Origin of the sequence: Streptomyces beijiangensis (genome assembly GCF_017315755.1) — a bacterium.
Classification (GTDB): domain Bacteria; phylum Actinomycetota; class Actinomycetes; order Streptomycetales; family Streptomycetaceae; genus Streptomyces; species Streptomyces beijiangensis.
Map to the genome: position 1 here is coordinate 1 of NZ_JAFLRJ010000123.1, position 11477 is coordinate 11477.

The 11477-nt window shown below is 69.6% G+C and carries 8 protein-coding genes; all 8 read left to right on the forward strand.

The features are described 5' to 3' along the window. Window positions 1-709: ATP-binding cassette domain-containing protein (locus J0695_RS13705; RefSeq protein ID WP_206962288.1), on the forward strand; the 709-nt coding region annotated here is incomplete at its 5' end. Beyond that, entirely contained in the window at window positions 706-1743 is a 1038-nt protein-coding gene (locus J0695_RS13710) for an ABC transporter permease (RefSeq protein ID WP_206962289.1), read from the forward strand. The genes J0695_RS13705 and J0695_RS13710, both read left to right, overlap by 4 nt. 50 nt (window positions 1744-1793) lie before the next feature. Beyond that, a complete protein-coding gene (locus J0695_RS13715) occupies window positions 1794-2843 on the forward strand; it encodes a substrate-binding domain-containing protein (RefSeq protein ID WP_206962290.1) in 1050 nt (349 codons plus the stop codon). 302 nt (window positions 2844-3145) lie between these two features. After that, window positions 3146-4351: a Gfo/Idh/MocA family protein gene (locus tag J0695_RS13720; RefSeq protein ID WP_206962291.1), complete on the forward strand. Its 1206-nt coding sequence runs from the start codon at window positions 3146-3148 to the stop codon at window positions 4349-4351. A 13-nt stretch (window positions 4352-4364) separates the two neighbouring features. Continuing rightward, entirely contained in the window at window positions 4365-5369 is a 1005-nt protein-coding gene (locus tag J0695_RS13725; protein WP_206962292.1) for a sugar phosphate isomerase/epimerase family protein, read from the forward strand. Window positions 5370-5741: 372 nt separating this feature from the next. Then, window positions 5742-9431 carry a ThuA domain-containing protein gene (locus J0695_RS13730; protein ID WP_206962293.1) on the forward strand — a complete coding sequence of 1230 codons (3690 nt, stop codon included), beginning with the start codon at window positions 5742-5744 and terminating at the stop codon, window positions 9429-9431. Between the two features lie 103 nt (window positions 9432-9534). After that, complete coding sequence (locus tag J0695_RS13735; RefSeq protein WP_307798609.1) at window positions 9535-10653, forward strand: inositol-3-phosphate synthase; 1119 nt, start codon at window positions 9535-9537, stop codon at window positions 10651-10653. Further along, window positions 10650-11477 (forward strand): SCO3242 family prenyltransferase (locus tag J0695_RS13740; protein WP_206962294.1); only part of this gene is annotated, 828 nt, incomplete at its 3' end. The genes J0695_RS13735 and J0695_RS13740, both read left to right, overlap by 4 nt.

Sequence of the window (11477 nt, forward strand, 5' to 3'; positions counted from 1 at the left end):
GGGCAGGGAGGGCGAGTTCGAGGCGCTCGACCTCGTCATCGCGCCCGGGGAGATCGTGGGCCTGGCCGGACTCGTCGGCTCCGGGCGCTCCGAGATCCTGGAGACGATCTTCGGAGCGCGCAAGGCGGACAAGGGGCAGGTGTACGTCGACGGGCGCGCCCTGCGCCCCGGCAGCGTCCGCGCCGCCGTACGCGCCGGCATCGGACTCGCTCCCGAGGAGCGCAAGGCCCAGGCGCTGCTGATGCTCGAATCGGTGACGCGCAACGTCTCCGTATCGTCCATGTCCCGTTTCTCGCACGGCGGTTGGGTCGACCGGGGCGCCGAGCGCAAGGCGGCGCTGGCTGCCACGCGTGAGCTGTCACTGCGGCCCGACAACCCCGACGCCCGCATCCGCACCCTCTCCGGCGGCAATCAGCAGAAGGCCGTACTGGCCCGCTGGCTGCTGCGCGGCTGCCGGGTGCTGCTGCTGGACGAGCCGACCCGGGGCGTCGACGTCGGCGCCCGCGCCGAGCTCTACGCGGTGATCCGCCGGCTGGCCGACGAGGGCCTGGCCGTACTTCTCGTATCGAGCGAGGTCCCTGAAGTCCTGGGCCTCGCCGACCGGGTGCTGGTGCTCCGGGAGGGCCGCGTCGTGCACACGGCGGACGCCCGGGAGCTCGACGAGCACCGTGTACTCGACCTTGTGATGGAAGGGAGCACCACGCCATGACCCCGCCCGTGACACCGGCGCAGCAGGACGGTCCGGCCGTCGCCGACACCGCCAAGATACCCCGGTCCCGCGGTTCGCGGCCGTCCCTCGGGCTCAAGCTGGACGTGCGTAATCTTTCGCTCCTCGGGGTGCTCGCCGTATTGATCGCCGTCGGCGCAATCACCAAACCGGATCAGTTCATCGCTGTCAGCAATCTCCAACTGGTGCTCACCCAGACGTCGGTGATCGGTGTTGTCACCGTCGGCATGACCTTCGTGATCATGGGCGGTGGCATCGACCTCTCGGTCGGAGCCATGGTTGCTCTCGCCTCGGTGTGGGCGACCACCCTGGCCACTCAGGAGTACGGCTTCTTCGGCATCCTCTTCACGGCTGTCGTCGTCGGGCTCGGGTGCGGGCTCGTCAACGGGGTGCTGATCGCGTACGGGCGCATGGTGCCCTTCATCGCGACGCTCGCCATGCTTGCCTCGGCGCGCGGCCTCGCCCTGCAGATCACCGATGGCAAGACGCAACTCGTGAACCTGAAGTCCGTACTCGACCTGGGCGTCCGGGACAACTATCCCTTGGGCATTCCGCCGCTGGCCCTGGTCTTCGCCGGGGTCACGGTCGTCGGCTGGCTGCTGCTGAACCGTACGACCTTCGGGCGCCGCACTGTCGCTGTCGGAGGCAACGCGGAGGCGGCACGGCTGGCGGGTATCGATGTACGGCGTCAGCGGCTCTATCTCTACCTGCTCTCCGGGCTGTGCTGCGGAATCGCCGCCTTCATGCTGATCGTCCTCTCCGGCTCCGGACAGAACACCAACGGCGACCAGTACGAACTGGACGCCATCGCCGCCGCGATCATCGGAGGCACTCTGCTCAGCGGCGGCCGTGGCACCATCGTCGGCTCGGTCCTGGGTGTCCTCGTCTTCGGGACGATCACCAACATCTTCGATCTCAACAACCTGCAGACTGCCCCCCAGCAGATCGCCAAGGGCGCGATCATCGTCGTCGCCGTACTGGCGCAGCGCAGCGCCGTCCGCGACGGCGAGGCCTGACGCTCGCATCCGTTCCCGCAAGTCCGTTTGAACGAAGGGGTTCAACCGCCATGCCAGAAAACAGGGTTACCAGTCGCAGAGGAATGCTGTTCGGCACCGCCGCCGTGTCGGCGGGCGCCCTCCTCACCGCCTGCACAAGCAACGACCCGAAGAAGACCGAGAACACGGCCAGCAGCCAGCCGGCCGCCGCCGACGACAAGCCCGGCACTCCGGTCACCATCGGCTTCGCAGGACCGCAGGCCGACCACGGCTGGCTGAACGCCATCAATCAGAACGCCAAGTCGCGCGCCAAGAAGTACTCCGAGGTGACCCTGGAGATCACCGAGGGGTCCAACGACACCGCCGCGCAGATCGGCCAGGTGCAGACCCTCATCAACAAGAAGGTCGACGTCCTGGTGATCCTCCCGGCCGACGGGAAGGCCCTCACCCAGGTCGGTCTGCAGGCGATGAAGGCGGGCATCCCCGTCATCAACCTGGACCGGGTCTTCGCCTCGCCGCAGGCCTACCGCTGCTGGATCGGCGGCGACAACTACGGCATGGGCTTCAACGCCGGGACCTACATCGGCCAGCAGCTCAAGGACAAGCCCAACGCCAAGGTCATCGAGCTCGCGGGCATCGACAACCTGGAGCTGACCAAACAGCGCACCCAGGGCTTCGACGACGCCCTGAAGAACTTTCCCAACATCAAGAAGGTGGCCCGCCAGGCCGCCGACTTCACCGTCGAGTCCGGCCAGGCGAAGATGGCCCAACTCCTCCAGGCGCAGAGCCAGTTCGATGCCCTGTGGAACCACGACGACGACCAGGGGGTCGGCGCGCTGCGCGCCATCGCGCAGGCGGGCCGCAAGGACTTCCTGATGGTCGGCGGGGCCGGTGCCAAGTCCGCGATGGACGCCATCAAGGCCGACAACTCCGTACTGAAGGCCACCGTTCTCTACCCGCCCACGATGTCGGCTTCCGCCATCGACCTGGCGCGGGCGCTCGGCCAGAAGAAGGGCGTCGCAGGGATGTCGGAGCTGGAGATCCCCAGCTCGATCACCCTCTACTCGGCCGTCGTGACCAAGGACAACATCGAGCAGTACCTGCCCACCGGCTTCGCCTGACCGGGCCTCAGGCGGGCACTGAAGATCTTGGCCGGGCTCGCGGGGCCTGGCACGCACATCTGCGGCGTTGTCGTCGGTCGCCATGTTCCCCAAGCTCTCGGCTTCGCTCGAGCAGGGGAGGCCCCATTCGCCATGAATCCCTCCTCCGCCTTGCAGCTGCGCTCGGCATCCGAAGGATGAATCAAAGAGCCGAGACGGAGCGAAGCGCAGTGCACCAGGCCCCGCTCCCTGGTCCGGCCAAGATCTTCAGCACCCGCCTGCAGGACTGCCCCCACCGCGTGATCGAAAGAGGAGGACTCCGTATGGATCAGCCGGACCAGTCGGCCAGCGAGGCCCCGCCGCCGACTCTCGGCATCGGCATGGTCGGATACGCGTTCATGGGCGCCGCTCACTCCCAGGGGTGGCGCACCGCGGGCCGTGTCTTCGACCTGCCCCTGCGGCCGGCGCTCGCCGCCGTCTGCGGACGTGATGCGACGGCCGTACGGGCTGCTGCGGACAAACACGGCTGGGCGGCCGCCGAGACCGACTGGCGGGACCTCATCGCCCGCGACGACGTACAGCTCGTCGACATCTGCACCCCGGGCGACAGCCATGCGGAGATCGCGATCGCGGCGCTGGAGGCGGGCAAGCACGTGCTGTGCGAGAAGCCGCTCGCCAATTCGGTCGCCGAGGCGGAGGCGATGGTCGAGGCGGCCGAACGGGCGCGGGCCAACGGCCAGTTGGCGATGGTCGGCTTCAACTACCGCAGAGTGCCGGCCATCGCGTACGGCCGCAGGATGGTCGCGGCGGGACGGCTCGGGGCGCTTCGCCACGTACGGGTCACCTATCTCCAGGACTGGCTGGTCGACCCGGCGTTCCCGCTGACCTGGCGGCTCAAGCGCGAGTACGCGGGATCGGGTGCGCTCGGCGATCTGGGGGCGCACGCGGTCGATCTCGCGCAGTACCTGGCGGGGGAGCCGCTGGCCGGGGTCTCCGCGCTCACCGAGACGTTCGTACGGGAGCGGCCCCTGCTCGCGGGGGTGTCCAGCGGGCTCTCGGGCGCGGGATCCGCCGAGAGCGGTCCGGTGACGGTGGACGATGCCGCGCTCTTCACCGGGCGGCTCGCCTCGGGTGCGCTCGCCTCGTTCGAGGCGACCCGGATGGCCTCCGGGCGCAAGAACGCGCTCCGCGTCGAACTCAACGGCGAGCTCGGCTCGCTCGCCTTCGACCTGGAGCGGCTCAACGAACTCTCCTTCCACGACCACACCGAGCCGGCCGTCACCTCCGGCTTCCGGCGGATCCTGGTCACCGAACCCGAACACCCCTACCTGGAGGCCTGGTGGCCGCCGGGCCACGCACTGGGCTACGAGCACACCTTCGTCCACCAGGCACGCGACCTGCTGGAGGCGATCGCCACCGGGACCGACCCGGAGCCGTCCTTCGCGGACGGGCTGCAGGTGCAGCGGGTGCTGGCAGCGGTCGAGGAGAGCGCCCAGAAGAACGCCGTCTACACCCCCGTACAGGCCTAGGAGGTCCTCGGACATGCCACGCCCGTTCACGCTCTTCACCGGCCAGTGGGCCGACCTTCCGCTGGAGGAGGTCTGCCGGCTCGCCCGCGACTTCGGCTACGACGGCCTCGAACTCGCCTGCTGGGGCGACCACTTCGAGGTCGACAAGGCCCTGGCCGATCCCGGGTACCTCGACTCCAGGCACCAGCTGCTCGACAAGTACGGACTGAAGTGCTGGGCGATCTCCAACCATCTGGTCGGCCAGGCCGTCTGTGACTCCATCATCGACGAACGCCACCAGGCGATCCTGCCGGGCCGTATCTGGGGCGACGGCGAGGGTGAGGGCGTACGGCAGCGGGCCGCCCAGGAGATCAAGGACACCGCGCGGGCGGCCGCGGCCTTCGGCGTGGACACCGTCATCGGCTTCACCGGCTCCTCCATCTGGCATCTGGTGGCGATGTTCCCGCCCGTCCCCGAGCGGATGATCGAGCGCGGTTACGAGGACTTCGCCGAGCGCTGGAACCCGATCCTGGACGTCTTCGATGCCGAGGGCGTGCGCTTCGCCCATGAGGTGCATCCGAGCGAGATCGCGTACGACTACTGGACGACGCACCGCGCCCTGGAGGCGGTCGGCCACCGCCCCGCCTTCGGGCTGAACTTCGACCCGAGCCATTTCGTCTGGCAGGACCTCGACCCGGTCGGCTTCCTCTACGACTTCCGGGACCGGATCTACCACGTCGACTGCAAGGAGGCCCGCAAGCGCCTCGACGGCCGCAACGGCCGTCTCGGCTCGCATCTGCCCTGGGGCGATCCCCGGCGCGGCTGGGACTTCGTCTCGGCCGGGCACGGCGACGTCCCGTGGGAGGACGTCTTCCGGATGCTCAACTCCATCGCGTACCAGGGACCCATCTCGGTGGAGTGGGAGGACGCAGGCATGGACCGCCTGCAGGGCGCCCCGCAGGCGCTCGCCGACCTGAAGCGCTTCGATTTCGACCCGCCCACCGCCTCCTTCGACGCCGCCTTCGGAGGCGGCGAGTAGCGAGGTCCCCGCAGGTCAGTGCCCGGCGGCGAAGGTGCCGCCGGGCCGGTCCCTGCTGCCCTCATCCGGCTTTGTCCTGGACCGGGAAGAAGTTCAACTCGCTTCTGCGCAAGGGCTTTCCGCCCCGGACGAACGCGGCTACGGTCCCTGAGGTGTACAGGTCACAGGACGCTGCATCTTCCGGGGGACACCGCGCCCGACAACGGCTCAGCCGCGGGCCGGACCCCCAGCAGCGCAAGCAGGCCTGCCGCGGTGGACCTCACGGACACTGCCAGGCGGGCCTGAGCAACGCGTGGTTCCGGAGTGACGGCGCACGACGGAAGCCACGGCCACCCGCCCCGTACGACCGACCGGTCATCCCGGAGGACATTCGTGCACAGAAAAAGGCTCAGAGCCCGTAAGGCACTCGCACTGCTCACCGGCAGCCTTCTCGCCGCCGCCACCCTCACGCTCGGCGCCCCGCAGGGCGCATCCGCCGATCCGGCCCCCAAAGCCGCGGCCGAGGACTTCCAGCAGGTCACCCTCGCCAAGGGCGGGGAGGAGACCGGTGAGCCGATGTCGCTCGCCGTACTCCCGGACCGCACCGTGCTGCACACCTCGCGCGAAGGCGATCTGCGCTCCACCGACGCGGCAGGAAACACCCGCGTCGTCGGCACCATCCCCGTCTACTCCCATGACGAGGAAGGTCTCCAGGGGATCGCCATCGACCCCAAGTTCAGCGAGAACCGGGCGATCTACCTCTACTACGCGCCCCCGCTGAACACCCCAGCCGGGGACGCCCCCGACACCGGCACCGCGGCCGACTTCGCCAAGTTCGACGGGATCAACCAGCTGTCCCGGTTCACCCTCAAGGCGGACGGCACCCTCGACAACGCCAGCGAGAAGAAGATCCTCGAAGTCGCCACCACCCGCGGCATCTGCTGCCACGTGGGCGGCGATATCGACTTCGACGCGCAGGGCAACCTCTACCTGTCGACCGGCGACGACTCCAACCCCTTCGCGTCCGACGGCTTCAGCCCGATGGACCAGCGTCCGGGCCGCAACCCCGCGTACGACGCCCGGCGCACCGCCGGCAACTCCAACGACCTGCGCGGCAAGATCCTCCGCATCAAGGTCAACGACGACGCGTCGTACTCCATCCCCGACGGCAACCTCTTCGCGCCGGGCACGGACAAGACCCGCCCCGAGATCTACGCGATGGGCTTCCGCAACCCCTTCCGCTTCAGCGTCGACAAGGCCACCGGCATCGTCTACGTCGGCGACTACGGGCCCGACGCGGGCGCGGCCGACCCCAAGCGCGGTCCCGCAGGGCAGGTCGAGTTCGCCCGGGTGACCAAGCCCGGCAACTTCGGCTGGCCGTTCTGCACCGGCAAGAACGACCCGTACGTCGCATACGACTTCGAGACCAAGGCCTCGGGCGCGACGTTCGACTGCAACGCCCCCAAGAACACCTCGCCGTACAACACCGGGATCACCGACCTGCCGCCCGCGCAGCCGGCCTGGATCCCGTACGACGGCGGCTCCGTGCCCGAGTTCGGCACCGGCTCCGAGTCCCCGATGGGCGGGCCCGTCTACCACTACGACGCGAACCTGGACTCCCCGGTCAAGTTCCCCGAGGCGTACGACGGCGACTTCTTCGCCGGCGAGTTCGGCCGCCGCTGGATCAAGCGCATCTCCTCCACGGACGACGGCACCGTCGAGTCCATCAACCCCATCCCATGGACCGGAACCCAGGTCATGGACATGGCGTTCGGCCCGGACGGAGCCCTGTACGTCCTGGACTACGGCACCGCCTGGTTCGGCGGTGACGAGAACACCGGCCTCTACCGGATCGAGAACGCCACCGGCGGACACTCCCCGGTCGCCGAGGCCGCGGCGAGCAAGACCTCCGGCCATGCTCCGCTGAAGACCGCCTTCTCCTCGGCCGGCACCACGGACTCCGACGGCGACGCCCTCACGTACTCCTGGGACTTCGGCGACGGCGGCAAGTCCACCGAGGCCAACCCCACGTACACATACAAGAAGAACGGCACCTACACCGCGACCGTCACCGCCAAGGACCCCACGGGCCGCACCGGCTCGGCGAGCGCGCACGTCACCGTCGGCAACACCGCACCCACGGTGACCCTCGAACTGCCCGGCGACGGGGCGCTCTTCAACTTCGGCGACAAGGTCCCCTTCAAGGTGAAGGTCTCCGATCCCGAGGACCCGGCGATCGATTGCGCCAAGGTCAAGGTGAACTTCGTCCTCGGCCACGACAGCCACGGCCACCTCATCACCTCCACCACCGGGTGCAGCGGCACCATCAACACGGCCATCGACGGCGGGCACGATCCCAACGCCAACGTCTTCGGAGTCGTCGACGCCGAGTACACCGACGGCGGAGGCGGCGGCCAGGCCGCGCTCACCGGCAAGGACCAGGCTCAGCTGCAGCCCAGGCACCGGCAGGCCGAGCACTTCACCGGCTCCTCGGGCATCAAGACGTACGACAAGGCGAGCGCGCACGGCGGCAAGACGGTCGGCGACATCAACAACGACGACTGGATCTCCTTCAAGCCGTACATCCTCGCCGGATCCACCAAGCTCACCGCCCGGCTCTCCTCCGGCGGCGCGGGCGGATTCATCGAAGTACGGGCAGGATCGGCCACCGGGACCCTGCTCGGCTCCGCGCCGGTGCCGGTGACCGGCAGCTGGGACACCTTCCAGGACATCGACGTCCCCCTGCGGTCCGTACCCAAGAAGGCCACCGAGCTCTTCCTGGTCTTCAAGGGCGGTGACGGCGCGCTCTACGACATCGACGACTTCGAGCTCTCCAACACCCCGGTGGACAAGACCGCCAAGCGGGTCCTGGTCTTCTCCAAGACCGCGGCCTTCCGGCACGACGCCATCCCCGAGGGCATCGCCGCCCTCAAGGAACTCGGCAAGACCAGCAACATCACCGTCGACTCCACCGAGGAGGCGGCCCAGTTCACCACCAGCAACCTCGCCAGATACGACGCGGTGGTCTTCCTCTCCACCACCGGTGACGTGCTCAACGCCGACCAGCAGAAGGCGTTCGAGAACTTCATCACCACCGGCGGCGGCTACATGGGCGTGCACGCGGCGGCCGACACCGAGTACGACTGGTCGTTCTACGGCGGACTCGTCGGCGCGTACTTCGCCGGCCACCCCGCGATCCAGCCCGCCACGGTCCGCGTCGAGGACCACACCAACCCGGCGACCGCGCACCTCGGCGACAGCTGGGAACACACCGACGAGCTGTACAACTACCGCACCAACCCGCGCAGTACGGCCAAGGTGCTCGCCACGCTCGACGAGACGAGCTACACAGGCGGCACCATGAAGGGCGACCACCCGATCGCCTGGTGCCACACCTACCAGGGCGGCCGCTCCTTCTACACCGGACTCGGCCACACCAAGGAGTCCTACGCCGAAGACGCCTTCCGCCAGCACCTCCTCGGCGGACTGCGGTACGCGGCAGGCCAGGTCAAGGCCGACTGCAAGCCGGACACCGGCTACCGCGCGCTCTTCAACGGCAAGTCGCTGGACGGCTGGAAGCAGGCAGGTCCGGGGAAGTTCAACGTCGTCGACGGACAGCTGCAGTCCGAAGGCGGCATGGGGCTCCTCTACTACCAGGCCAAGCAGTTCAACGCGTACTCGCTGAAGCTCGACTGGAAGATGACGGGCGACGACAACTCGGGCGTCTTCGTCGGCTTCCCCGAGTCGGACGACCCGTGGTCGGCGGTCAACAAGGGGTACGAGGTGCAGATCGACGCCTCCGACGCCCCCGACCGCACAACAGGCTCGGTGTACTCCTTCAAGTCCGCCAACATCAAGGCGCGCGACCAGGTGCTCCGGCCCCCGGGGCAGTGGAACAGCTATGAGATCCGGGTGCAGGGAGAGCGGCTCACCATCTTCCTCAACGGGGTGAAGGTCAACGACTTCACCAACACCGACCCGGTGCGCAGCCTGAAGGACGGCTACATCGGCCTGCAGAACCATTCGGCCGACGACCAGGTGGCCTTCCGCAACATCCAGCTCAAGGAGCTCCCCTCGGCCTAGACGAGGGAGGCCACAAGACGGCGGCGGGCGGGGATACGCCGAACCCCTGCCCGCCGTCCCCTCCACACCGGAGCAAGCCCGCACCACACCAGGGAGGCAGCCCGTGTCCGCAGTACGTACAGGAGTCGGAGTCTGGTTCGTCGGAGCACGCGGCTCCGTCGCCACCACCGCGGTCGCGGGAAGTGCGGCGGTGGTGGCGGGTCTCCACCCGGCGACCGGCATGGTCACCGAGACACCGCCCTTCGCCTCCGCGGGGCTCCCGGCCCTCGCCTCCCTGGTCTTCGGCGGCCACGACACGGCCAGCTGCCCGCTCCCCAAACGCGCCGAAGCCCTGGCCGAAGGAGGCGTGCTGCCGCACGGACTGCCGTCGGCGGTACGGGCCGAACTCGCGGCGGCGGACAAGGAGATACGCCCCGGGGGCCCGCTCCCGGGCGACACCCGCACCGACGAGGAGCTCATCACCTCGTTCGCCGCGGACATCACGGACTTCGTCGCCGGCCGGGGCCTCGCCCGGGCGGTCGTCATCAACGTCTCCTCCACGGAACCCGCGCCCCGCCCCGGCGACCCGCGACTGCCGGCCAGCTCCCTCTACGCGGCGGCCGCGCTGCGGGCCGGCTGTCCGTACATCAACTTCACCCCCTCCACCGGGCTGCGCGCGGCAGCCCTGCAGAACACCGTCGCGGCCTGCGGACTTCCCCACGCGGGCCGCGACGGCAAGACAGGACAGACGCTGCTGCGGTCGGTGCTGGCCCCGATGTTCGTCCAGCGCGCGCTCGCCGTGCGGGCCTGGTCGGGCAGCAACCTGCTCGGCGGCGGCGACGGGGCGGCGCTGGCGGACCCCGCTGCCGCGGCCGCGAAGAACGCGGGCAAGGAGCGGGTCCTCGCGGACACGCTCGGGACGACCCCCGAGGGTCAGGTCCACATCGATGACGTCCCCTCGCTGGGCGACTGGAAGACGGCCTGGGACCACATCGCCTTCGACGGTTTCCTCGGCTCGCGCATGATCCTCCAGACGATCTGGCAGGGCTGCGACTCGGCGCTCGCCGCACCGCTGGTCCTGGACCTGGCGCGGCTGGTGGCGCGGGCGCACGAGGTGGGGATGGCGGGCCCGCTGACCCGACTCGGCTTCTACTTCAAGGACCCGGACGGGGGCCCGGCGGCGCTCTCGGACCAGTACGGCGAACTGCTGGCATTCGCGGCGGACCTGGGGGAGTCACGATGACCCTGTCGGCCTGGCCCGAACTCCTGCGCATCTCCGCCCTGTTCACGGTCCCGGGCGACGCGCTCGCGGGGGCGGCGGCGGAGGGCGCGCGCTTCAGCCGGAGCACGGCGTACGCGATCGGCGCCTCGCTCTGCCTCTACGAGGCGGGGATGGCGCTCAACGACTGGGCGGACCGGGAGGAGGACGCCCGCGACCGCCCGCACCGGCCGATCCCGTCGGGCCGCATCGGCGCGGGCGCGGCGCTCGGGGCATCGGTGGCGCTGACGGGGGCGGGCCTGGCGCTCGCCTCCCGCGCGGGGGGCCGGGCACTGGGTGTGTCCGTGGCGCTGGCCGCGACGGTCTGGTCGTACGACCTGTACTGGAAGCACACTCCGGCGGGGCCTGCGGCGATGGCGGCGGCACGGTCGCTGGACCTGCTGCTGGGGGCGGCGTCGACGGGTCCGGTCACGCGCCGGGCCCTGGTGCCGGCGGCGCTGCTCGGTGCGCATACGTACGCGGTGACAACGGTGTCGCGACATGAGACCCAGGGCGGCTCGGTGAGAGCCCCGCTGGCGGCGCTGGCGGCGACGGCCCTGATCAGCGCCTGGGGGCTCCGCCCCCATACCCCCGGTCCTCAATCGCCGGACGGGCTGGATTTTGCCCATGTGGGCTCATACGCACAGGTACAAAACGGCCGCGATCAGCAAAACCAAGCCCGTCCGGCGATTGAGGACATGCGGCCGAAGGTCGCATACGGGGGGTCCGGGGGCTCGCCCCGCCACGCGGCGGAGCCGCAAAGTGTGACAGCGGGAAGGGGCGGGGTGAGCCCCCGGACCCCCCGTATG